Source organism: Xanthomonas sp. NCPPB 2922, from assembly GCF_041520885.1.
Classification (GTDB): domain Bacteria; phylum Pseudomonadota; class Gammaproteobacteria; order Xanthomonadales; family Xanthomonadaceae; genus Xanthomonas; species Xanthomonas campestris.
Genome location: NZ_JBGOFY010000001.1, coordinates 117,581 through 139,465 on the forward strand (window position 1 = coordinate 117,581; position 21,885 = coordinate 139,465).

Genomic DNA, 21,885 nt, shown 5'->3' on the forward strand with positions numbered 1-21,885 from the left:
AACTCGCTCAGTCGGAACGGGGGTCCGGCTCTGTCGGGGAAAGGGAGGATGGGCGCGGTGCCCTGGCGGGCGGCATTGTGCCGGGCGCGGCAGGCAGGGGCAATGCGCCGGCACGGCGCAGCAGACGCACGAAGGCGTCGCGGATCTGTGGATTGGTCGCTTTGGCGGCCGCCGAACGGGCCACGATGACGTAGTCACCGCCGGCAAGCTCCGGCAGCAGGTGGCGCATGGCATCGCGCAGCACCCGCTTGATGCGGTTGCGCCCCACCGCACGCGTATCGACCTTGCGCGACACCGCCATGCCCAGGCGCGGCGGCGTCTCGCCACTGCGCCAGTGCAGGCTCAGCAACGGGTCCGAGGTGCGGCGCGCGGTATCGAAGACGACCGTATATTGCGCACGCGTACGAACCCGCGCAGAGCGAGGAAATCGCCTGCACGGGTTCGATGCGTTCACTGAAGGGATTGCCTCGGCCGCAGGGAGCGGCGCGGCAATCAAGCGCTCAGGCGCTTGCGGCCCTTGGCGCGGCGGCGAGCCAGGATCTTGCGGCCGTCGGCGGTTGCCATACGTGCGCGGAAGCCATGGTCGCGTGCTCGCTTCAGGTTGCTGGGTTGGAAAGTACGCTTGGTGGCCATGGGGCCCTCTGCATGGATGGAGACGAATAGAACCGGAAATTCTATAGGAGCTGTTGGGGCCGGGTCAACTCCCTGCTGGCTTTACCGCAAGTGACGGTGTGCATGGCCTGTGGATGGACCTGTGAATAACCCTGGGAAAACCCTGCCCCGGGTGCTAGTCTGGTCCATCCTCTTTTCACGACCGGGCTGCGAGCACGGCGCTTTTCTGCGCGCCGCAGCCAGCAACAGATGATCACACTTTGATGGATGCTTGGCCCCGCTGTCTGGAACGTCTCGAAGCTGAATTCCCGCCCGAAGATGTCCACACCTGGTTGAAACCCCTGCAGGCCGAAGATCGCGGCGACAGCATCGTGCTGTACGCGCCGAACGCCTTCATTGTCGAGCAGGTTCGCGAGCGATACCTGCCGCGCATCCGCGAGTTGCTGGCGTATTTCGCCGGCAATGGCGAGGTGGCGCTGGCGGTCGGCTCCCGTCCGCGTGCGCCGGAGCCGCTGCCGGCACCGCAAGCCGTCGCCAGTGCGCCGGCGGCCGCGCCGATCGTGCCCTTCGCCGGCAACCTGGATTCGCATTACACCTTTGCCAACTTCGTGGAAGGCCGCAGCAACCAGCTCGGTCTGGCCGCGGCGATCCAGGCCGCACAGAAGCCTGGCGACCGGGCGCACAACCCGTTGCTGCTGTACGGCAGCACCGGGCTGGGCAAGACCCACCTGATGTTCGCGGCCGGCAACGCGCTGCGCCAGGCCAATCCGGCCGCCAAGGTGATGTACCTGCGCTCGGAACAGTTCTTCAGCGCGATGATCCGCGCGTTGCAGGACAAGGCAATGGACCAGTTCAAGCGCCAGTTCCAGCAGATCGATGCGCTGCTGATCGACGACATCCAGTTTTTTGCCGGCAAGGACCGCACGCAGGAGGAGTTTTTCCACACCTTCAACGCGCTGTTCGACGGCCGCCAGCAGATCATCCTGACCTGCGACCGCTATCCGCGCGAAGTCGAGGGCCTGGAGCCGCGGTTGAAGTCGCGCCTGGCCTGGGGCCTGTCGGTAGCGATCGACCCGCCGGATTTCGAGACCCGTGCGGCGATCGTGCTGGCCAAGGCGCGCGAACGCGGCGCCGAGATTCCCGACGACGTGGCGTTTCTGATCGCCAAGAAGATGCGCTCGAACGTGCGCGACCTGGAAGGGGCGCTCAACACGTTGGTGGCCCGCGCCAACTTCACTGGCCGCTCGATCACTGTGGAGTTTGCGCAGGAGACGCTGCGTGACCTGTTGCGTGCGCAGCAGCAGGCGATCGGCATTCCCAACATCCAGAAGACCGTGGCCGACTACTACGGCCTGCAGATGAAGGACCTGCTTTCCAAGCGCCGCACCCGCTCATTGGCGCGCCCGCGCCAGGTGGCGATGGCGCTCGCCAAGGAGTTGACTGAGCACAGCCTTCCCGAGATCGGCGATGCGTTTGCCGGCCGCGACCACACCACCGTGCTGCACGCCTGCCGGCAGATCCGCACGCTGATGGAGGCCGACGGCAAGCTGCGCGAGGACTGGGAAAAGCTGATTCGCAAGCTCAGCGAGTGAGCGTTCGGCGCCCTTCTCGCCCGGCTTGGAAAAAAGCGTGGATGAGTTGGGGCCAAATGCGGGAGAATCTGTGGATAAATGCGACTGCAGCGTTGAGGCGAAAACTATCCACAGGTTTTCCCGCCGCTCCAGGGGCACTAGTCCATAGACTTTCAAGCTCAAAAATGTCTTTGGAAACAATACGTTAGTGTGGTTGTCCGCCGAAAACGGCCCTACCATCACCACCAAGCTTTTGATTTATTCCACATCTTTAAAGCATAGGGGCACGGAACCACATGCGTTTCACACTGCAGCGCGAAGCCTTCCTCAAGCCGTTGGCCCAGGTGGTCAATGTCGTCGAACGGCGTCAGACATTGCCGGTACTGGCGAACTTGCTGGTGCAGGTGAACAACGGCCAGCTGTCGCTGACGGGGACCGACCTGGAAGTCGAAATGATCTCGCGCACCATGGTCGAGGACGCCCAGGACGGCGAAACCACGATCCCGGCGCGCAAGCTGTTCGACATCCTGCGGGCCCTGCCTGACGGCAGCCGCGTCACCGTCTCGCAGACCGGAGACAAGGTTACGGTGCAGGCCGGGCGCAGCCGCTTTACGCTCGCCACGCTACCGGCCAACGACTTCCCGTCGGTGGACGAAGTCGAGGCCACCGAGCGTGTGGCGGTGCCGGAAGCCGGGCTGAAGGAGCTGATGGAGCGCACGGCGTTCGCGATGGCCCAGCAGGACGTGCGTTATTACCTCAACGGCCTGCTGTTCGACCTGCGCGATGGCCTGCTGCGCTGCGTGGCGACCGACGGTCACCGCCTGGCACTGTGCGAGACCGAGCTGGAAAAGTCCGGTAGCGCGAAGCGCCAGATCATCGTGCCGCGCAAGGGCGTGACCGAGCTGCTGCGGTTGCTGGAGGCGGCTGATCGCGATGTCGAGCTGGAACTGGGCCGTAGCCATATCCGCGTCAAGCGCGGCGATGTCACCTTCACCTCGAAGCTGATCGACGGCCGTTTTCCGGATTACGAGGCGGTGATTCCGATTGGCGCAGACCGTGAGGTCAAGGTGGACCGCGAGGCGCTGCGTGCGTCACTGCAGCGTGCGGCGATTCTGTCGAACGAAAAGTACCGCGGCGTTCGCGTCGAAGTATCGCCGGGCCAGCTGAAAATCAGCGCGCACAACCCGGAGCAGGAAGAAGCGCAGGAAGAGATCGAGGCCGATACCAAGGTCGATGATCTGGCCATCGGCTTCAACGTGAACTATCTGCTGGACGCGCTCTCTGCACTGCGCGACGAGCATGTGGTGATCCAGCTGCGCGATGCCAATTCGTCGGCGCTGGTGCGTGAGGCTAGCAGCGAGAAGTCCCGCCACGTCGTGATGCCGTTGCGTCTCTGACGCTGCGTTCCACGTGGAACACGAAGGGGCCCGGCTTACGCCGGGCTTTTTTGTGGGCCAAGGGAAATTGAGACAAGGGGCTCGCTGCCATCGACGTGCCTGCCGGCGTACTCGGTGTTTCTCGAGCCAATGTGCCTTGGTTGCGGTCTGAGATGTCGTGAACGACCGTTGCTGCGAAGTCATGCGGATTGGCTGGGCAGCGAGCTTCCGCGCACGCAGGATCGACTGATGACTGGTGTCCCGTGTTACGTGGCAATGGGGGGATATCGCGGGCTTGCTCTTGGCTGGCTCTGAAGACGCAAGAGCCATCACGAGCAATCAGGGAAGCGATTATCTGCTCTCTTCCAATCACGGCTCGAAAGCACTCGTGGTCTCCTGGCTAGAACACGGCGGCTATCGGCACACGCTCTCTGCCTCGGGTCGGCCTGCTCCGTAGAAACCTGAGATCGTCACTTGGTGAGGGAACACCACAAACAAATGGAACCAGGGAGCGAAAAAAGACTAGGTCTTCTGCAAAAGAGTTTCGTGCGATTAGAGCACGGCTTCGGAAGTCACTTTGAGTTATGCACAACGCTCAAAGCTTTTAAATCTAGATAAATCTTAAAGGCTTGGTGTTGATGGTAGGGCCAGATTTCGCCGAAAAGTAGGTTAAGCATCTGTTTTTAAACACTTTTGTGGCCTTGAAACCCTGTGTCTAGATCCGCTCAAACGCCCTGAGTACCTGTGGATAAGCGAAACGGCCGCCATGGGCATTGAAACTGTCCACAACTTGTCCCCAGTTTGTCGCCGCGTGACGGAAACGTTTGCCGCAGCATGTCCACTGCCGATCACGTATGCTCCGCCCCGTCCGATGCCGGACTTCAAGGCCAAGCAGACCGATCGATGCATGTAGCGCGGTTGTCCATCCATCGACTTCGTCGCTTCGAAGCAGTCGAGTTTCATCCAGCCAGCACGTTGAATCTATTGACCGGCGACAACGGTGCCGGCAAGACCAGCGTGCTTGAAGCCCTGCATGTCATGGCCTACGGGCGCAGCTTTCGTGGCCGGGTGCGGGACGGGTTGATCCGCCAGGGTGGGCAGGATCTGGAAATCTTCGTCGAATGGCGCGAACGTGCGGGCGATAGCACCGAGCGCACACGCCGTGCCGGCCTGCGGCACAGCGGGCAGGAATGGACCGGCCGCCTGGATGGCGAAGACGTCGCCCAACTCGGGTCGCTGTGTGCCGCACTTGCGGTGGTGACTTTCGAGCCTGGCAGCCATGTGCTGATCAGCGGTGGCGGCGAACCACGGCGGCGTTTCCTGGATTGGGGCTTGTTCCACGTGGAACCTGACTTTCTGGCGCTGTGGCGTCGGTACGCGCGCGCACTCAAGCAGCGCAACGCCTTACTCAAACAGGGCGCACAGCCGCGGATGCTGGATGCCTGGGATCACGAACTGGCCGAATCTGGCGAAACCCTCACCTCTCGGCGCCTGCAGTACCTTGAGCGGCTGAAGGAACGCCTGATCCCGGTCGCAACGGCCATTGCCCCCTCGCTTGGCCTGTCTGCACTGACGTTCGCACCCGGCTGGCGCCGCCACGAGGTTTCGTTGGCGGATGCCCTGCTGCTCGCCCGCGAACGCGACCGCCAGAACGGCTACTCCTCGCAGGGCCCGCACCGCGCCGACTGGGCGCCGTTGTTCGACGCTCTGCCCGGCAAGGACGCGCTCTCACGGGGGCAGGCCAAGCTTACGGCGCTGGCCTGCCTGCTCGCCCAGGCGGAGGATTTCGCCCATGAGCGTGGCGAGTGGCCCATCATGGCGCTGGATGATCTGGGTTCCGAGTTGGACCGTCATCATCAAGCCCGGGTGATCCAGCGCTTGGCCAGCGCGCCGGCGCAGGTGCTGATTACCGCAACTGAACTTCCCCCCGGACTTGCCGACGCCGGTAAGACCCTTCACCGGTTCCACGTGGAACACGGTCAGCTGGTGCCCACGGCCGGCGCCGACTGATCCGCCGCGGCTGGCATGAGCCGGCTGGTATAATTGCCGCGCTATCCCCCTTTTCCCACGCGCGATACGGCTTCCGCCGTCCTCGTGCGTGTTGTGGAGCCAACGGCACGCGCATGACCGACGAACAAACCACACCGCCAACACCCAACGGCACCTACGACTCCAGCAAGATCACCGTGCTGCGTGGCCTCGAAGCCGTCCGCAAGCGCCCCGGCATGTACATCGGCGATGTGCACGACGGCACCGGCCTGCACCACATGGTGTTCGAGGTGGTCGACAACTCGGTCGACGAGGCCCTGGCGGGCCACGCAGATGACATCGTGGTCAAGATCCACGTGGATGGCTCGGTAGCGGTGTCGGACAACGGCCGCGGCGTTCCGGTGGACATCCACAAGGAAGAAGGCGTCTCCGCAGCCGAGGTGATCCTCACCGTGCTGCACGCCGGCGGCAAGTTCGACGACAACAGCTACAAAGTGTCCGGCGGCCTGCACGGCGTGGGCGTCTCGGTGGTCAACGCGCTGTCCGAACACCTGTGGCTGGATATCTGGCGCGACGGCTTCCACTACCAGCAGGAATATGCGCTGGGCGAGCCGCAGTACCCGCTCAAGCAGCTGGAAGCCTCGACCAAGCGCGGCACCACGCTGCGCTTCAAGCCGGCCGTGGAGATCTTCAGCGACGTCGAGTTCCATTACGACATCCTGGCGCGCCGCCTGCGCGAGCTCTCGTTCCTCAATTCCGGCGTCAAGATTGCGCTGATCGACGAGCGCGGCGAAGGCCGGCGCGACGATTTCCACTACGAAGGCGGCATCCGCAGCTTCGTGGAGCATCTGGCCCAACTCAAGACTCCGCTGCACCCGAACGTGATCTCGGTGACTGGCGAGCACAACGGCATCGTGGTGGACGTGGCCCTGCAATGGACCGACGCCTACCAGGAAACCATGTACTGCTTCACCAATAACATCCCGCAGAAGGATGGCGGCACGCATCTGGCCGGCTTCCGCGGCGCGTTGACGCGCGTGCTGAGCAACTATATCGAGCAGAACGGCATCGCCAAGCAGGCAAAGATCACCCTGACCGGCGACGACATGCGCGAAGGCATGATCGCGGTGCTGTCGGTGAAAGTGCCCGACCCCAGCTTCTCCTCGCAGACCAAGGAGAAACTGGTCAGCTCGGACGTGCGCCCGGCGGTGGAAAATGCCTTCGGTGCGCGCCTGCAGGAATTCCTGCAGGAAAACCCGAACGAAGCCAAGGCCATCACCGGCAAGATCGTCGATGCCGCCCGGGCCCGTGAAGCTGCCCGCAAGGCACGCGATCTGACCCGCCGCAAGGGCGCGCTGGATATCGCCGGCCTGCCGGGCAAGCTGGCCGATTGCCAGGAAAAGGATCCGGCACTGTCCGAGCTGTTCATCGTCGAGGGTGACTCGGCAGGTGGCTCGGCCAAGCAGGGCCGCAACCGCAAGAACCAGGCGGTGCTGCCGCTGCGCGGCAAGATCCTCAACGTCGAACGCGCGCGCTTCGATCGCATGCTGGCCTCCGACCAGGTGGGCACGCTGATCACCGCGCTGGGCACCGGCATCGGCCGCGACGAGTACAACCCGGACAAGCTGCGCTACCACCGCATCATCCTGATGACCGACGCCGACGTGGACGGCTCGCACATCCGCACGCTGCTGCTCACGTTCTTCTACCGGCAGATGCCGGAGCTGATCGAACGCGGTTACATCTACATCGGCCTGCCGCCGTTGTACAAGCTCAAGCAGGGCAAGAGCGAGCTGTATCTCAAGGACGATGCCGCGCTCAACGCCTACCTGGCCAGCAGCGCGGTCGAAGGTGCAGCGCTGATCCCGGCCAGCGACGAGCCGCCGATCACCGGCGAGGCGCTGGAAAAACTGCTGCTGTTGTTCGCTGGCGCCAAGGAGGCCATTGCCCGTAACGCCCACCGCTACGACCCGGCGCTGTTGACCGCGTTGATCGATCTGCCGCCGCTGGACGTGGTGCAGCTGCAGGCCGAAGGCGACGTGCATCCCACGCTGGATGCGCTGCAGGCAGTGCTCAACCGCGGCACCCTGGGCACGGCGCGCTATCACCTGCGCTTCGATCCGGCCACCGACAGTGCCGCCGCCTCGCTGGTGTCGGTGCGCAAGCACATGGGCGAGGAATTCACCCAGGTGCTGCCGATGGGCGCGTTCGAAAGTGGCGAGCTGCGTCCGCTGCGCGAGGTTGCGCTGGCCCTGCATGGCTTGGTGCGCGAAGGCGCGCAGATCCTGCGTGGCAACAAGAGCCACCCGATCACCAGCTTTGCGCAGGCGCAAGCCTGGCTGCTGGAAGAGGCCAAACGGGGCCGCCAGGTGCAGCGCTTCAAGGGCCTGGGCGAAATGAACGCCGAGCAGTTGTGGGAAACCACGGTCAATCCGGACACGCGGCGCCTGCTGCAGGTGCGCATTGAAGACGCCGTGGCGGCCGACCAGATCTTCAGCACCTTGATGGGCGATGTGGTGGAACCGCGCCGCGACTTCATCGAGGACAACGCGCTGAAGGTTTCCAACCTGGATATCTGATCCGCCGCCTGCACCGCCGCATCGCCACGCGCGATGTGGCGGTGTGCGCCGCCCTGCAGGGATGACGATGAGCGCAGTTCTTCCGCCTTCCCCGGCGCCGGTTTCGGTGCCCGGTCCACCGACACTGCGGTCCGCTGTGCTCGGTTTCTGCATCGATCTGCTGATCGCCATTGGCCTGTTGCTGCTGTTGAGCGTGGCCGGCTTTGCGGTGTGGGGCTTTCTGCGCAGCATGGGCGAGGTGCAGGCCGTGCGTGCGCAGGGCGGCAGCCCCTCCCCGGCCGCGATCATGGCCGCCATCGGCCAACCGGGCGTCATGGTGCAGCTGCTGATCGCGCTGGTCAGCACCGCGACTCCGGCGGTGCTGCTGTACGTCTGGCGTCGCCGTGCCACGCCCGCCGAACAGGCCACGTCGCGTGCCGCAATCCGGCGCCGGTCGACCTGGGGCTGGATCGCCGCCGTGGCCGCCGGCGTGTTCATGCTCAGCAATCTGGTCAGCGTTCTGGCCTCGGCACTGGGCATCAAGCCGGTGCCGACCAACCTGCCGCTGATGGAAGAAGCCATCAAGCAATGGCCGCTGGCGCTGGTGGTGTTTGCGGTCGCCATTGCGCCGGCCTACGAAGAACTGCTGTTCCGGCGCGTGTTGTTCGGGCGTCTGCTGGCGGCCGGGCGGCCGTGGCTGGGCGTGGTGCTCAGCAGCCTGACCTTCGCCCTGGTGCACGAGGTGCCCGGCATCAGCGGCAATGGCGTGGTTGCCATTGCCCAACTGTGGCTGGTCTACGGCGGCATGGGCGCGGCGTTTGCATGGCTGTATTGGCGCACCGGCACGCTGTGGGCGCCGATCCTGGCGCATGGGATCAACAACGCGACCGCCTTGGCAGCCCTGTACTTTTTCGGTCTCGGCTGACCCGCTTGACGAAAAGTTAAGACGACCCTGCCAAAATGCCCCCAGGGTTCAAGGGGGATTGAATGAAAGCCAGGTTGTTGATCGTTGTTGCCGTCCTCGCGTTGACGGCGTGCGCCACCACTACTTCGCCAACCGGCCGCCGTCAGGTGGTAGGCGGCGTGACGCAAGACCAGCTCGACAAGCTTGGCGCGGAATCCTTCGCGCAGACCAAGGCCAAGGAAAAAGTCAGCACCGACGGCAAGCAAAACGCTTACGTGCAGTGCGTGGTCAACGCCCTGGTCGCGCAGTTGCCGCCACAATGGCGCGAAACCCGTTGGGAGACCGCGCTGTTTGTCGACGACGAAGCCAATGCCTTCGCCCTGCCCGGTGGCAAGGTCGGTGTGAATACCGGCATCTTCACCGTGGCCAAGACCCAGGATCAGCTGGCCGCCGTGCTCGGGCATGAAATCGGGCACGTGATCTCGCGCCACCACGAAGAACGCATCACCCGCCAGCTCGGCGCCCAGACCGGCCTGGGCATCATCGGCGCGCTGGCCGGCGCGGCCTATGGCGATGGCGCCGCCAGTGCGGTGAACCAGGTAGGCGGCATGACCGCGCAAACCGTCTTCCTGTTGCCTGGCTCACGCACCCAGGAAAGCGAGGCCGACGTGGTCGGCCAGCGCCTGATGGCGCAAGCCGGCTTCGACCCGGCCCAGGCGGTGAGCCTGTGGCAGAACATGATGGCCGCCAGCGGCAACCGTCAGCCGCAGTGGTTGTCCACACATCCGGACCCGGCCAACCGCATCCGTGAGTTGCAGGCCGACGTCAATGCCCTGCAACCGGTGTATCAGCAGGCCCGACAGGACGGTCGAGTGCCCCGTTGTGGGTAATCGCGCCGATGCTGCACCACAGCACGGAAACCGTTTTCGGGAACTGAGACTTTCTGCTAAGTTTGCCGGCTCAGAATTTTCGTACAGCTTCCATTCCGCTTTTCGTACCGCCCAACGGCGGCTCGTCCGAGGTGAATCATGAAACTGCTCAACCGCAAGCACGCCCTGTTGTCCCTGATCATCGCCGCATCGCTGGGCGGGGCTGTCGTTACCGATGCGGTCGCGCAGTCGGACCGCTCGACCGAGCGGGCCAACCGCAAGTCCAAGAACAGCGGCAAGGCCGAAGAGCTGTACCCGCAATCCACCCGCACCGCGCCGACCATCAAGCCGTCGTCCAAGCTGGGCAGCAAGCTGCAGAAGCTGATCGAAACCTTCAACAAGGGCGAGGATTTCCCTGCGGTGCGGGCACAGGCCGACGAGATCCTGGCCAACAGCGCTGCCAACGAGGCCGACAAGGCGCTGGCCGGCCAGCTGGCCGCCCAGGCGGCGTACAACATGGACGACACCGCCGCTGCCAAGACCTATCTGCAGCAGGCCATCGCACTGAACGCGCTGGACAACAACGGCCAGTTCCAGTCGATGCTGATGCTGGCGCAGCTGCAGTTGCAGGATGACCAGCAGGCCGAAGGTCTGGCCACGCTGGACAAGTACCTGGACGAGAGCAAGTCGCAGCGCCCGGAAGATCTGATCCTCAAGGGCCAGGCGCTGTACCAGGCCGAGCGCTACAAGGAAGCCATTCCGGTGCTCAAGCAGGCCATCGCCGCCTCGCCCGAACCCAAGGACACGTGGAACCAGCTGCTGATGGCGTCCTACGCCGAAGCCGGCCAGACCGGTGAAGCCGTGGCCGCCGCCGAAGCGCTGGCCGCCAAGACGCCCAACGACAAGAAGGCCCAGCTCAATCTGGCCAGCATGTACATGCAGGCCGACCAGATGGACAAGGCGGCCGGGGTGATGGACAAGCTGCGCGCCTCCGGTCAGCTGACCGAAGAGAAGGAATACAAGCAGCTGTACTCGATCTACGCCAACACCGAGAACAAGGAAAAGGACGTCATCGCCGTCATCACCGAGGGCATGCAGAAGGGCATTCTCAAGCCTGACTACCAGACCTACCTCGCGTTGGCGCAGTCGTACTACTACAGCGAAGACGTGCCGAAGGCGATCGAGAATTGGCAGAAGGCCGCCCCCCTCTCCAAGGACGGCGAGACCTATCTGAATCTGGCCAAGGTGCTGCATTCGGAAGGACGCATCCCCGAGGCCAAGCAGGCCGCACAGCAGGCGATCGCCAAGGGTGTTAAAAAACCCGAAGACGCCAAGAAGATCATCAATCTGAAGTAAAAAAAGAAAATAAACCCCCGAAATCCCTGTGTTTTTAGTGGTTACAGGACTCGGGATTGGTATAAGCTTGGGAGTTCCTGCGGTGTCAAAGCCGTCCGAAAACCTGGGGATCATCACAGTGATCCGGGCCCCCACTGAAAGAGCCATTGGCGCATGACGGAACAACTCGTTATCCACAGGCATGACTATGATGCCGGGAACCAGGGTCTGAGCTGGGCCCGCATTATCGGCATTGCTTTCGTAATTGCCCTGCACCTTACTGCATTGATGATGCTGCTGATCCCTGCAGTCGCGCCGAAGGCTCCGGCCGAGAAGGAGCGCACCACCATGGTCACCTTGGTGGATGCACCGCCTCCTCCCCCGCCGCCGCCGCCGCCGCCGCCGCCGGAAGACAAGCCGCCACCGCCGGTCAAGAATCTGTCGCCGCCGAAGCCGTCACCGGTTCCGCCGCCGCCGGAAGCTCCGGTGGTCGACGTTCCCGAACCGCGTCCGAGCGATATCGTCACGCCGCCGAGCCCGCCAGCTCCGCCGGCTCCACCGAGTGACATCGGTGCCAGCGTCGATATCTCGTCCAAGAACATGAACCCACCGAAGTACCCGCCGGCCGCGTTCCGTGCCGGTGTCCAAGGTGAGGTCATCCTGATCGTGGATGTGGATGCCAACGGCAACGTGACCAATGTGTCGGTCGAAAAGTCCAGCCGCAACCGCGACCTTGACCGTGCCGCGATGGACGCAGCACGCAAGTGGAAGTTCAACGCCTCCACTGTCAATGGGCAGAAAGCCGCCGGCCGCGTCCGCGTCCCGGTCAACTTTGCTCTGAACTGATCCACGGGCCGGCTGCGGCCGGCCCAGGATCCTGTCTTCCTTTCGCTCCACCCTTCATCACCACACACAACAAAGGTAAGCGTCATGCTGCAGGAATTCGTTATCGCCGCCGCTGCAGGGGGCTCCAATCCGTCGGCCGCTCTTTCGCAGATGGGCTTTGAGCACCTGATCACCGAAATGACTTCCAGCCCCGGCGACTTCGCCGTGTCCTGGGTCGTTCTGATCACCCTGATCGCCATGTCCGCTGCCTCCTGGTACTGGACTGTCATCAACATCTTCCGCGCCACCCGTCTGAAGAGCGCGGCTGACCGCGTCACCACAGCGTTCTGGGATGCCCCGAATGCACAGGACGCCATCCGCGCCATGGAAGAGCAGCCGGCTTCCGAGCCGTTCTCCAAGATCGCACTGGATGCAGCCCAGGCTGCTGCGCACCACCAGCGTGCCGAAGGCAGCACCGGCGGTATGGGCGAGAGCCTGAGCCGTTCGGAGTTCGTCGACCGCGCCCTGCGTCAGGCCGTGACCCGCGAAAGCACCAAGCTGCAGTCGGGCATGACCCTGCTGGCGACCGTCGGTGCAACCGCGCCGTTCGTCGGTCTGCTCGGTACCGTGTGGGGCATCTACGGCGCGCTGATCAAGATCGGTGCAACCGGTTCGGCCTCCATCGACGCCGTTGCCGGCCCGGTGGGTGAAGCGCTGATCATGACCGCGATCGGTCTGTTCGTCGCAATCCCGGCCGTGTTCGCGTTCAACTTCTTCTCCAAGGTCAACAGCTCGGTGATCGCCAAGTTCGACACCTTTGCCCACGACCTGCACGACTTCTTCGCCACCGGTTCGCGCGTTCGCTAATCCGGTAGTAAAGAACGCCTTCGCAACGATTTAGACGGAGCCCGTTATGGCCTTCAGTAGTGGAAACAGCGGCGGCCCGATGGCCGACATCAATGTGACGCCCCTCGTGGACGTCATGTTGGTGCTGCTGATCATCTTCATCATTACGGCACCGCTGATGTCCCACAAGGTCAAGGTGGAGCTGCCAGAGGCCAACTTGATCCAGAAGGAGGATGCGGAGAAGCGCGCCGCACCGATCACCCTGGCCGTCAAGGAAGACGGGTCGCTGTACTGGAACGACGAGCCGATCTCCAAGGAAGCCCTGGAGTCGCGCCTGTCCACCGCCGCACAGCAGACCCCGCAACCGCCGCTCAACCTGCGCGGCGACCGCACCACCAAGATGCGTACGATCAACGAGATCACCAAGATCGCGCAGGGTCAGGGCATGTTGGACGTCGGCTTCGTTGCAACCAAAGAGAAGGGGCAGTAAGCCATGGCATTCAGTACCGGTGGAAACCGCGGCCCAATGGCCGACATCAACGTCACGCCCCTCGTGGACGTGATGTTGGTGCTGCTGATCATCTTCATCGTGACCGCGCCGATCATGACCTACCCGATCGCCGTGGATCTGCCGCAGCGGGTGCTCAACCCGCCACCGCAGACGACCGAACCGCCGCCGCCGATCGAATTGCGGATCGACGCCAGCAACCAGGTGTTCTGGAACAACAGCCCGACCCCGGTCGCGCAGTTGCAGCAGAAGATGGAAGAAGTGGTGCAGGCCGATCCGACCAATCAGCCGGAGCTGCGCATCGATGCCAACGAGGATGCTGAGTACGAGGTGATGGCCAAGGTCCTCGCCGCGGCAAAGAACTCGCAGATGAAGAAAATCGGCTTCATGCAGTAAGACATCGCACGACCGCAACACAACAGTCATGACGCGACTGCAAACGCCACCGGAAACGGTGGCGTTTTTTTGTGTGCGGTGATGACGCAAGGGTGCTGCGCATACGCGTTCGATGCTGCCGACCAAATAGTGGATGCAATCGATGCGTTGTTGTTGATCCACGTGTGCGGATGGCAGCGGTGCGATGTTGAAACGGCCTCGCTGATGAAGAGTTGATTGGCAGTCACTAGCACGTCGCTGACGTTCTGCAGGTACATCGGTGCCAGTGATCCGGGCCATACTCAAGGCATCTGCGCTGCGTACCTATCAAGCCAGTCTTGAGAAAAGGCGTGGGTTGCGATGCGTTGGCAAGCAATCGCACTAGCTGCAGATCGCTTCTATCGCATCGCATCGAACGCGATGCCTATCGCCGAGATGCATACAGAGATGCGCTAAGTAGTGCCGCGCACACGCAACGAGCTTGTGACGCGTTCTTGCGATTTCCGTGACAAACCAAACAGCTGACACGTGCATTCGAACGTGTGTGCAGTGGCTTGATGGGATGCCTTGATGAGATGACATGCAGAGCGACGTTCGCATGAGATCGACGAACGCTCACACATGCAAACCTGACGTGCATGTCTGCACATTCCGGTCCACGTCTCATCGTCATTCGTCTTGGGTATCCCTTCTCCCGAAGTGCGGAGCATGCAGTTTCGTTAGAACCTGATTCCGCCCAACACGCGCCACTCACTGGCGCCGGCCGTGGCAACACCCAAGCAGCAAGCGCCATCCAATGGGTAAGTAGTGAAGCGATGGACGACATGCCGAGCGGCATTCGTATGCGATCTGCGGACGCTCATACATTCAAACCTGACATCCATCTAGAAACGCACTTCCACTCCACCCAAACGCATCCGCCTTTCGGGCAACCTCTTCTTGAACATCGAATCTGATGTCTAGTCGGCGCTGAGTCCATCAATGCTGGCAACATCGTGTTGCCGCCTCCAAAAGCTCATGGCCATTTCGAGTACGGAGAGGCACGGGCTGAGTGGGTTACGAAAGTGCTTGGACGAAGCGCGATTGCACGCATCGCAAGCTCGACTGCGCGGCCGATGCGCATGACGGACGCGCAGCTGCATGTTGCGTGGACTGCGCGCGGCTCGCTAAATCCCGTGCCTAGGCGGCTGTGGTTGCGCCGTTAGCTATGATCGCCAGGTAGGCGCGCACGGTCGGTTCCAGGCCCTGATACAGCGCCTCGCCGATCAAGGCGTGGCCGATCGAGACCTCCAGGACGCCGGGAACGCCGGCCAGAAAATCGGCCAGGTTGTGCTGAGACAGATCGTGGCCGGCATTGATCCCCAGGCCGGCCGCGTGGGCACGCCTGGCGGCACCGGCGAACAGGGCCAGAGACGGTTGCGCTTGGCCGTGTTGATGGGCCTCGGCATACGGGCCGGTGTACAGCTCAATGCGATCGGCACCCAGCGCGGCCGCCTGCGCAATCTCCGGATTACCGGCATCCACGAACAGGCTCACGCGGCAGCTGAGAGCCTTGAAGGCGGCAATCAACGGCGCTAGCCGCGCGCCATCGCGGGCGAAGTCCACGCCATGGTCGGATGTGAGTTGGCCGTCGCCATCCGGCACCAGGGTGACCTGTTGCGGCCGCGTGGCCTGGCAGAGTTCCAGCAAGCCCGGATAGCCCGCGCGCGGCGGGGCGAACGGATTGCCTTCGATGTTGAATTCCACACCGTGCGTGCGCGTCAGTGTGCTGAGCGCAGACACGTCGTCAGCGCGGATATGCCGTTGGTCCGGGCGCGGATGCACGGTGATGCCCTGGGCGCCGGCTGCAATGCAGCTGCGCGCGGCCTGCACCACATCCGGGTCCTGACCGCCGCGCGAATTGCGCAGCACCGCGATCTTGTTGACGTTGACGCTGAGGTGAGTGCTCACGCGCTGCTCAGGCCTGCGGCTCGCCGTCGCGCGCGGCAGCCAGTGCAGCGGCCTTGCGGGCGTCGGCCAGTTCGCGCAGCCGGCGCAGTTCGGCTGGGTCGATCATGCTGCCGGTGTCGCGCTGGGTATCGCCCATGCGTGCGGCGAACCAGCCGCGGGTCCACAGCAGCAACAGCAGCAGTGCCACCAGCAGCGACACCACCAGCAACCACACATGCGGCGTGCTGAAGGCCAGTACCAGTGCACCCAGTGCCATAAGCAGAAACAGCCAGTGCATGACGAGCTCCCCGTTGAGTGGCGGCAGTGTAGCGCTGCGCCCGGCGTGGTTCCACGTGGGGCGCGGCGCGGTGGTCAGAGCAGCGGCGACAGCAGCCGCGCGAAGGCTTCCGGCAGGCGCGATCGCCAGAATGGCCGGCGCAGGTTGAAGCGCACTTCCTGTGCCTGGGCCATGTCGGTGCCGATCATGCCGGCGAGCTCGGCGGCCACCGCCTGGTCGCGGAACAGCATCGACAGCTCGAAGTTCAGCCGGAAGCTGCGGCTATCGAAATTGGCGCTGCCAACGATGCAGACATCGTCGTCGGCGATCAGCGCCTTGGTGTGCAACATGCGCGGGCCGTACTCGTAGATGCGCACGCCGGCCTCCAGCAATTCATCGAAATACGAACGCGCGGCATAGGTGACCAGGCGCGAGTCGCTGACGCGCGGAATCAGCAGGCGCACGTCCAGCCCACCCAGCGCCGCAGAGGTGAGCGCCATGCGCGCGGCCTCGCCCGGCACGAAGTACGGCGTGACCAGCCAGACCCGATGCCTGGCTTCATGGATGGCGGCCACCATGAGCCGGTGGATCGCTTCCCAGGACGAATCCGGGCCGGACACCAGCACCTGCGCATCGATGCTGCCCTGCTTGCGGGTGGGCACATCCTCCGGCCACAGCTGCTGGCCATGGAAGGCGCCCTGGGCCTGGCGGGTGGCGTAGAGCCAGTCCTCCAGGAACACCAGCTGCAGGCTGCGCACCACGTGGCCCTGCAGACGCACATGTAGGTCGCGAAACGCGTCGGGGCGAACCTGTTCGTTCTCTTCGTCGGTGACATTGATGCCGCCGGTGAAGGCGATGCTGCCGTCGATGACGATCAACTTGCGGTGCGTGCGCAGGTTCAACCACGGCCGCTTGAACGGCTTGAGCAGCTGGGTGGGATGGAACCAGGCGGTCTCCACGCCGGCCGCACGCAGCGTGCGCAGGGTGCGCCGGGTCATCGCCGAGGAGCCGACCGCATCCATCAACAGCCGCACCTTGACCCCCGCCCGCGCGCGTTCCATCAAGGCCTCGCAGATCGGCATGCCGCTGCGGTCGGGCTGGAAGATGTAGTACTCCAGGTGGATGTGGTCGCGCGCCTGTGTGATCGCCTCGATGATCGCCGCATAGGTGGACGCGCCATCCACCAGCCACAAGGCTTCTGTCGCGCTGCTTGGGGCCAGGCCGGTGGTGGATTGGGCGATCTTGGCCAGCTCGGTGCAATCGGCATCGGGCGGACACACGCTGCTGTAGCTTTCCATGCCCGAACGCGACCGCCCGCGGCGTAGACGCTGGCGTTTGACCTTCTGCGGGCCCAGCCAGTAGTAGATCAGCAGGCCCAGATACGGCAGCGCGGCCAGCGACAGCACCCAGCTCAGCGTGGCCACCGGCTCGCGCTTCTGCAGGATGATCCAGCTGACGATCCACAGCAGATACAGCACGTAGGCGGCGAAGAGGAGCGCTTTGAGGTGGGGAATGTCGGCCAGCCAATCCCACGCGCCCTGTGCAAGTGCGAGCATGCGCGGATTCTACGGCGCACACGCTGTGCTGCGATGACTGCCGGCTGCTGCCCTGGCGATCCTGGTAGCACATGCACGGGAAAGCTGCGGATTAGGGCTCAATGAGCGAAGGCACGTCTTGTTTTCGGTATGGGGGCTACCGAACGTCGTGCTGCAGTGCCCGTTGCCGAGGCGAGCGCTCTACTCAGACATTGCAGGCAGCACATCGAACACGAAGGCTGAACCTTCATCCGTGCAGCGGGCTGATCCCAGCAGGTGAGACGCGGCCGCCGTAGCATGCCGGCATGGCAAGCGCGATCAAGGGCCGGGGTGCGACCGGCCATCTGCCCGGACGGTTCGAGGTCACCACGCCGCAGGCGGTGGACGATGGCTGGCACGTGGACGACAGCGACGAGTTCGCTGCGCCCACATTGCGCACCCAGGTCACCGATGAGACCGTGCGCAGCATCATCAGCCGCAACCAGTCGCCGGACATCGGGTTCTCGCAGTCGGTCAATCCGTATCGCGGCTGCGAGCATGGCTGCAGCTACTGTTTCGCCCGGCCCTCGCATGCCTACCTCAACCTCTCGCCGGGGCTGGACTTCGAAACGCGGCTGTTCGCCAAGACCAATGCGCCGGAGCTGCTGCGCCGCGAACTGGCGCGGCCCAGTTACGTGCCCAGCCCGATCGCACTGGGCATCAACACCGACGCCTACCAGCCGATCGAGCGCAAGCGCGGGTTGACCCGGCAGTTGATCGAAGTGCTGTGGGAGGCGCGGCACCCGTTCACGCTGATCACCAAGAGCGCCCTGGTCACGCGGGATCTGGATTTGCTGGCCCCGCTGGCGCGCGCGCGCTTGGTCAATGTGCACTTCTCGGTGACCACGCTGGATCCGCATCTGTCGGCCAGGCTGGAACCGCGTGCGTCCGCGCCGCATGCGCGCCTGCGCGCGATGCGCAGCCTGCACGAGGCCGGCGTGCCAGTCGGGGTGATGGCCGCGCCGGTGATCCCGTGGATCAACGATCACGAGCTGGAAGCGATCCTGCAGGCCGCCGCCGATGCCGGCGCCAGCAGTGCCGGTTACGTGCTGCTGCGCCTGCCGCACGAGGTGGCGCCGTTGTTCCGCGAGTGGCTACAGACCCATCACCCGCAGCGCGCCGAGCACGTGATGAGCACCATCGCCCAGCTGCGCGGCGGCAAGGACTACGACAGCACCTTCGGCACACGCATGCGCGGCCAGGGCGTGTACGCAGATCTGCTGGCGCGCCGCTTCGCGCTGGCGCATCGGCGCGCCGGCTTCGACACCCGCCGCGCCCCGCCGTTGGATACCAAACAATTCCGCCGCCCTGCACCGCCGCCCAAACCGGTCAAGGACTCGCCGCAGGGTCAGCTGTTTTAGGGCGGGGAATCGGGAGTGGGGAATCGGGATTCGCAACGGCGATAGCCACCGCAACAGCGCAGGTCTGCTGGTGCGATTCTCCATTGCCGATTCCCTATTCCCCGCCGTAAAGCGCCTGCGCGGACTGAAACAAAATCCAGCTGGTGGCGATGAACTTGTCGCCGCCGACCGGGCGGTTGCCGCGGTGGGTATGGGTGAAGGCGGTGGGGGCGATCAGCAGGCTGCCGGTGCGCGGACGCGCCTTGCGTTGCTGGAACAGGAATTCGGTCTCGCCCTGTTCGAACTCTTCGTTGAGATACAGCGTCCACAGCAAATGGCGGTGCAGGGTCTCGGCGCCGACGTCACGCGGATACAGTTCGCAGTGCCAGTACGGGTAGCCGCCCTGGTCGGCCAGATACCACTGCAGGTTGATGGCGCCCGGGCGCAGGCAGGTGCGCGCCAGGTCGCTCAAGGCCGCATCGCTCATCTGCGCGATGTCCTCGGCGACCAACCGGTGCGGAGTGCCATCGGCGGTGGTGACCTGCAGCATCAAGGGCGAAATCAACGCCTGCGGATACTGCCGCAGGTAGCGGAGCAGGCCCTCGAAGACGGCCTGTTGCAGGCGGTTTTCCACTGCCGCCCAGTCGGCCAGGCCGCTGATGCGCAGATCGCGGCTGTGCTTGAGGTCGGGGAACACGCCGCTGCCGATGCGGCCCGGCTGCAGCTGCTGGCTATCGCGCATGCGTTGCACGATCGCCGCGCAGTCGTCGCGCGAAACGGCGTCGTCGGTGATCTGGATGAAGTCGGGTTGGTCCATACGCAGGACCATAGCAACGTCGTCGCTGTGCTGCACAGCCCTGGGTGGCGGTGCGGCATGCTCACGCACGCGGCGCCTGCGCAGCGTCGATGATCGTCGCGCTGCGCAACGGCGAGGCCAGAACGAGGTCGTGCCATTGGTCGTGGTGTTGATGCCCGCGGCGGCGCACCGCAATCAGCGACCAACATGCAGGCGACGATGCATCACTGGCTGCAACGCGAGGTCGCGCAACTCGCCTGTTCCGTAAAAGCACCATGGCTGTTGCACATGCGCGCAAGGTCGGCGGTGCGGTTGCGCTGCAATAACCTTCGGCCGGGATCTTCGCGCCGACATGGGTAGGCCCTGGATTGTGCATCGCCAAGCTCCCGTGCGTGCCAGTGCGCGCGTCGCTATCTGCCACGCCGTAGCGCGATGTACTGCCGCCACAACCAGAAAAACAGTGCTCGGGCTTTGATCGACTTTTACAGCGCATTCGCAGCCGCGCCTCAATGCGAAACCTCCATTGAGGCGACGCCCTGCGCCTCCGCCAGCTCACAGATGCAGCGTGCCCCGGCGCCTCGAGTCCATGCCATGCAGACACCTGCGCCCAACAAAAAACCCCGCCGAAGCGGGGTTTTTCGTACGTCATGCAGCAGCGGCGATCAGAACTTGTAGTTGATCGATGCGGCCAGCACGTCGCCGTGCACCTTGTAGCTGCCGGCCAGCGCGTTGCCGGTGGCAGTGGTGGTGTCGCTGGTCGGATCGCTGGTGAACAGGTGCGTGTAGCCGAAGTTGTACTCGGCCTGCTGCGACGGACGCCAGCTCAGACCCAGCGACACCCACTTGCGGCTCGCGTCCGGCACGCGCACGTCACGGTGCTCGGCGGTGGTCGGGGTCTGGTCATACGCCACACCGCCACGCAGGGTCAGCGTCTCGCTCATGCGGTAGTCGGCACCGATCGAGGCGAAGGTGGTGTCGCGGTAGGAGAAGTCCAGCACGCTGTTGGGCTGATTGGAGGCGAAGTCCACGGTCACCTGGTCGAACTTGCTCCAGGCGGTGCGGGTGACGTCGGCCATGATCGACCACTGCTCGTTCACGTTGTGGGTGAAGCTGGCGGTGGCGCTGGCGGGCAGGGTCACGGTGGCGCGGCCCTTGGTGTCGATGAAGGTGCCCGGTGCGGCGAAGCCCAGCGCGGCAGCGGCATTGCCCGGTACGGTGAAGTCGGCGTCGCCGTCGGTGATCTTGTGCTCCACTTCCGAGCGGTAGCTGAAGCCGATGTGGGTGTTCTCGTCGATGCTGAACAAGCCGCCGAGGGTGAAGCCCACTTCGGTGCTGTCGCCCTTGATGCGCGAGTAGCCATCGGCGCTGCCCGGCGCGAAGCCCGGTGCGCGACGCGCGGCCAGGATGCTGCCGAAGTCCACCGCGTTGCCCAGGTCGATATCCAGACGCTCGGCGAACACCGAGGCGCCGAACGACACGTAGGGGTTCACGTCGTAGGAGAACGCGACGTTGAACTCGATCGCCTGCAGCTCGGTCTTGGTGCCGTGGTAGCGGCCGGTCCAGTCGCGGTCGTATTCGGTCTTGAAGCCGAACGGCACGGTCAGCGACGTACCCAGGTGCATGTTGTTGTTCTCACCGAACGGCACGTGGAAATACGCTGCCGGGACCGGCGCGATCATGCCCGCGTCGCCGCCGTTACCGCCGGAGATCGGGGCGCCGTTGGCGTAGCTGCCGCCTTCGCCCTGGTACTTGGCCGAGAAGCTGATGGCGCTGACGTCGGCCTGGAACAGGCGGCCGTCCAGCTGGCGCATGCCGGCCGGGTTGTTGGCGATGATCGATGCGTCGTCCGGGGCGCTGCCCGAACCTGCGAAGGCGCGGCCGAGGCCCTTGGCGCTGTTTTCATTCAGCTGGAAGGCGGCACCGTGTGCCTGGCCAACGGCCAGCACGCCGGCAATACCAACGGCCAGCAGGGTGGCGCGGCTGAGAGTGGAAGCGGTAGACATGAGTTGTTGCTCTCCGGAATAAAGACTGCAGTGGTCGGTACAGCGCCCGCGCTCAGTGGCCAACATGGCCCTGGAGCGCGCCGGAGACCCCCCCCCGACATACGACGCCGTACGCAGTATAAACACGACGATTAACCGAACAATAACGAAGTGCGCGTTATCAGCCCGGTCAGGTTAGGGGTGGGTTCAGGACGGTGA

Annotated in this window: 20 protein-coding genes; 12 read left to right on the top strand and 8 right to left on the bottom strand. The window is 64.2% G+C overall.

Annotation, left to right across the window (positions count from 1 at the left end):
* Positions 1-7: 7 nt before the first annotated feature.
* Positions 8-454: a ribonuclease P protein component gene (gene rnpA / locus ACD584_RS00470; RefSeq protein ID WP_011039302.1), complete on the bottom strand. Its 447-nt coding sequence runs from the start codon at positions 452-454 to the stop codon at positions 8-10.
* A 38-nt stretch (positions 455-492) separates the two neighbouring features.
* Entirely contained in the window at positions 493-633 is a 141-nt protein-coding gene (rpmH, locus tag ACD584_RS00475) for a 50S ribosomal protein L34 (RefSeq protein ID WP_002805908.1), read from the bottom strand.
* A 242-nt stretch (positions 634-875) separates the two neighbouring features.
* Between rpmH and dnaA the strand changes: the two genes are divergently transcribed.
* The 11 genes from dnaA to ACD584_RS00530 all read left to right on the top strand — a co-directional run bounded on the left by dnaA (position 876) and on the right by ACD584_RS00530 (position 13,789).
* The gene (dnaA, locus tag ACD584_RS00480; protein ID WP_011035259.1) at positions 876-2,204 is read left to right on the top strand and encodes a chromosomal replication initiator protein DnaA; all 1,329 of its coding nucleotides are present in this window, start codon (positions 876-878) and stop codon (positions 2,202-2,204) included.
* Between the two features lie 275 nt (positions 2,205-2,479).
* Positions 2,480-3,580 carry a DNA polymerase III subunit beta gene (gene dnaN, locus ACD584_RS00485; RefSeq protein WP_011035260.1) on the top strand — a complete coding sequence of 367 codons (1,101 nt, stop codon included), beginning with the start codon at positions 2,480-2,482 and terminating at the stop codon, positions 3,578-3,580.
* 882 nt (positions 3,581-4,462) lie between these two features.
* A complete protein-coding gene (gene recF / locus ACD584_RS00490) occupies positions 4,463-5,569 on the top strand; it encodes a DNA replication/repair protein RecF (RefSeq protein WP_070689144.1) in 1,107 nt (368 codons plus the stop codon).
* 113 nt (positions 5,570-5,682) lie between these two features.
* Positions 5,683-8,127 carry a DNA topoisomerase (ATP-hydrolyzing) subunit B gene (gene gyrB / locus ACD584_RS00495; RefSeq protein WP_011035262.1) on the top strand — a complete coding sequence of 815 codons (2,445 nt, stop codon included), beginning with the start codon at positions 5,683-5,685 and terminating at the stop codon, positions 8,125-8,127.
* Between the two features lie 67 nt (positions 8,128-8,194).
* Positions 8,195-9,031: a CPBP family intramembrane glutamic endopeptidase gene (locus ACD584_RS00500; RefSeq protein WP_181921316.1), complete on the top strand. Its 837-nt coding sequence runs from the start codon at positions 8,195-8,197 to the stop codon at positions 9,029-9,031.
* A gap of 62 nt (positions 9,032-9,093) precedes the next feature.
* Positions 9,094-9,900: a M48 family metallopeptidase gene (locus ACD584_RS00505; RefSeq protein ID WP_011035264.1), complete on the top strand. Its 807-nt coding sequence runs from the start codon at positions 9,094-9,096 to the stop codon at positions 9,898-9,900.
* Between the two features lie 138 nt (positions 9,901-10,038).
* Positions 10,039-11,235 carry a tetratricopeptide repeat protein gene (locus tag ACD584_RS00510; RefSeq protein ID WP_011035265.1) on the top strand — a complete coding sequence of 399 codons (1,197 nt, stop codon included), beginning with the start codon at positions 10,039-10,041 and terminating at the stop codon, positions 11,233-11,235.
* A gap of 267 nt (positions 11,236-11,502) precedes the next feature.
* Positions 11,503-12,060, top strand: coding sequence for an energy transducer TonB (locus ACD584_RS00515; RefSeq protein WP_014505935.1), 558 nt, complete (start codon positions 11,503-11,505; stop codon positions 12,058-12,060).
* Between the two features lie 84 nt (positions 12,061-12,144).
* A complete protein-coding gene (gene exbB, locus ACD584_RS00520; protein WP_011035267.1) occupies positions 12,145-12,906 on the top strand; it encodes a TonB-system energizer ExbB in 762 nt (253 codons plus the stop codon).
* 46 nt (positions 12,907-12,952) lie between these two features.
* Positions 12,953-13,375 (top strand): biopolymer transporter ExbD, encoded by a 423-nt coding sequence (locus tag ACD584_RS00525; protein WP_011035268.1) that lies wholly within the window; start codon positions 12,953-12,955, stop codon positions 13,373-13,375.
* Positions 13,376-13,378: 3 nt separating this feature from the next.
* Positions 13,379-13,789, top strand: coding sequence for a biopolymer transporter ExbD (locus ACD584_RS00530; RefSeq protein WP_011035269.1), 411 nt, complete (start codon positions 13,379-13,381; stop codon positions 13,787-13,789).
* A gap of 26 nt (positions 13,790-13,815) precedes the next feature.
* Here ACD584_RS00530 and ACD584_RS00535 read toward each other — a convergent pair whose 3' ends face one another.
* The 4 genes from ACD584_RS00535 to cls form a co-directional block, all read right to left on the bottom strand.
* The gene (locus ACD584_RS00535; protein ID WP_076037577.1) at positions 13,816-14,046 is read right to left on the bottom strand and encodes a hypothetical protein; all 231 of its coding nucleotides are present in this window, start codon (positions 14,044-14,046) and stop codon (positions 13,816-13,818) included.
* Positions 14,047-14,947: 901 nt separating this feature from the next.
* The gene (locus ACD584_RS00540; RefSeq protein WP_076037576.1) at positions 14,948-15,718 is read right to left on the bottom strand and encodes a pyridoxine 5'-phosphate synthase; all 771 of its coding nucleotides are present in this window, start codon (positions 15,716-15,718) and stop codon (positions 14,948-14,950) included.
* A gap of 7 nt (positions 15,719-15,725) precedes the next feature.
* Positions 15,726-15,995: a hypothetical protein gene (locus ACD584_RS00545; protein WP_076037575.1), complete on the bottom strand. Its 270-nt coding sequence runs from the start codon at positions 15,993-15,995 to the stop codon at positions 15,726-15,728.
* Between the two features lie 74 nt (positions 15,996-16,069).
* A complete protein-coding gene (gene cls, locus ACD584_RS00550; protein WP_076037574.1) occupies positions 16,070-17,530 on the bottom strand; it encodes a cardiolipin synthase in 1,461 nt (486 codons plus the stop codon).
* Between the two features lie 284 nt (positions 17,531-17,814).
* Here cls and ACD584_RS00555 point away from each other — a divergent pair, with 284 nt between their 5' ends.
* Positions 17,815-18,909 (top strand): PA0069 family radical SAM protein, encoded by a 1,095-nt coding sequence (locus ACD584_RS00555; protein ID WP_076037573.1) that lies wholly within the window; start codon positions 17,815-17,817, stop codon positions 18,907-18,909.
* A 94-nt stretch (positions 18,910-19,003) separates the two neighbouring features.
* On the opposite strand, the gene ACD584_RS00560 is transcribed toward ACD584_RS00555, so the two are convergent.
* Both ACD584_RS00560 and ACD584_RS00565 read right to left on the bottom strand, forming a co-directional pair.
* Complete coding sequence (locus tag ACD584_RS00560; RefSeq protein ID WP_076037980.1) at positions 19,004-19,705, bottom strand: 2OG-Fe(II) oxygenase; 702 nt, start codon at positions 19,703-19,705, stop codon at positions 19,004-19,006.
* A 641-nt stretch (positions 19,706-20,346) separates the two neighbouring features.
* Positions 20,347-21,687, bottom strand: coding sequence for an outer membrane protein transport protein (locus tag ACD584_RS00565; protein ID WP_076037572.1), 1,341 nt, complete (start codon positions 21,685-21,687; stop codon positions 20,347-20,349).
* Between the last annotated feature and the right edge of the window lie 198 nt (positions 21,688-21,885).

Bases quoted from the DNA above. Each gene is read 5' to 3' on its own strand.
- dnaN (WP_011035260.1), top strand. From the start codon at position 2,480: ATGCGTTTCACACTGCAGCGCGAAGCCTTCCTCAAGCCGTTGGCCCAG.
- ACD584_RS00500 (WP_181921316.1), top strand. From the start codon at position 8,195: ATGAGCGCAGTTCTTCCGCCTTCCCCGGCGCCGGTTTCGGTGCCCGGT.
- ACD584_RS00560 (WP_076037980.1), bottom strand. From the start codon at position 19,705: ATGGACCAACCCGACTTCATCCAGATCACCGACGACGCCGTTTCGCGC.
- ACD584_RS00545 (WP_076037575.1), bottom strand. From the start codon at position 15,995: ATGCACTGGCTGTTTCTGCTTATGGCACTGGGTGCACTGGTACTGGCC.
- recF (WP_070689144.1), top strand. From the start codon at position 4,463: ATGCATGTAGCGCGGTTGTCCATCCATCGACTTCGTCGCTTCGAAGCA.
- ACD584_RS00555 (WP_076037573.1), top strand. From the start codon at position 17,815: ATGGCAAGCGCGATCAAGGGCCGGGGTGCGACCGGCCATCTGCCCGGA.
- ACD584_RS00535 (WP_076037577.1), bottom strand. From the start codon at position 14,046: ATGTACCTGCAGAACGTCAGCGACGTGCTAGTGACTGCCAATCAACTC.
- ACD584_RS00510 (WP_011035265.1), top strand. From the start codon at position 10,039: ATGAAACTGCTCAACCGCAAGCACGCCCTGTTGTCCCTGATCATCGCC.
- cls (WP_076037574.1), bottom strand. From the start codon at position 17,530: ATGCTCGCACTTGCACAGGGCGCGTGGGATTGGCTGGCCGACATTCCC.
- dnaA (WP_011035259.1), top strand. From the start codon at position 876: ATGGATGCTTGGCCCCGCTGTCTGGAACGTCTCGAAGCTGAATTCCCG.
- rpmH (WP_002805908.1), bottom strand. From the start codon at position 633: ATGGCCACCAAGCGTACTTTCCAACCCAGCAACCTGAAGCGAGCACGC.
- ACD584_RS00525 (WP_011035268.1), top strand. From the start codon at position 12,953: ATGGCCTTCAGTAGTGGAAACAGCGGCGGCCCGATGGCCGACATCAAT.
- ACD584_RS00505 (WP_011035264.1), top strand. From the start codon at position 9,094: ATGAAAGCCAGGTTGTTGATCGTTGTTGCCGTCCTCGCGTTGACGGCG.
- exbB (WP_011035267.1), top strand. From the start codon at position 12,145: ATGCTGCAGGAATTCGTTATCGCCGCCGCTGCAGGGGGCTCCAATCCG.
- gyrB (WP_011035262.1), top strand. From the start codon at position 5,683: ATGACCGACGAACAAACCACACCGCCAACACCCAACGGCACCTACGAC.
- ACD584_RS00565 (WP_076037572.1), bottom strand. From the start codon at position 21,687: ATGTCTACCGCTTCCACTCTCAGCCGCGCCACCCTGCTGGCCGTTGGT.
- ACD584_RS00530 (WP_011035269.1), top strand. From the start codon at position 13,379: ATGGCATTCAGTACCGGTGGAAACCGCGGCCCAATGGCCGACATCAAC.
- ACD584_RS00515 (WP_014505935.1), top strand. From the start codon at position 11,503: ATGATGCTGCTGATCCCTGCAGTCGCGCCGAAGGCTCCGGCCGAGAAG.